The organism is Rhizobium ecuadorense (genome assembly GCF_001187535.1).
Lineage (GTDB): Bacteria > Pseudomonadota > Alphaproteobacteria > Rhizobiales > Rhizobiaceae > Rhizobium > Rhizobium ecuadorense.
In genome coordinates, this window is the sequence record NZ_LFIO01001574.1 from 1 (window position 1) to 258 (window position 258).

Annotated in this window: 1 protein-coding gene; it reads left to right on the forward strand. The window is 67.4% G+C overall.

What is annotated here, in order from left to right; all coding sequences use genetic code 11:
- On the forward strand, positions 1–258 hold a 258-nt coding region (locus tag AF337_RS32220), incomplete at both ends, for a hypothetical protein (RefSeq protein WP_152971281.1).

The window sequence follows — 258 nt, forward strand, 5'->3', positions numbered from 1 at the left end:
AGGTCGGCGTGCTCGATCGCCTGCGCAAGGCACTGACGGCGACGCGGGCGGCGGCGCGCGACCTCTATCTCAAGCCTGTTATGAACGAACTCGCCCCGCTGCTCGGCCTGCTGTTCGACGACATCTCGATCACGTTTGACGGCGACACCTTGCTGCCGCAGATCGTGCGCCGCAACGGCCTGGACGAGGATGTCGACCGGCTGAGCGGCGGCATGCGGGAGCAGCTCTCGGTGCTGACCCGCCTCGCATTCGCATGGC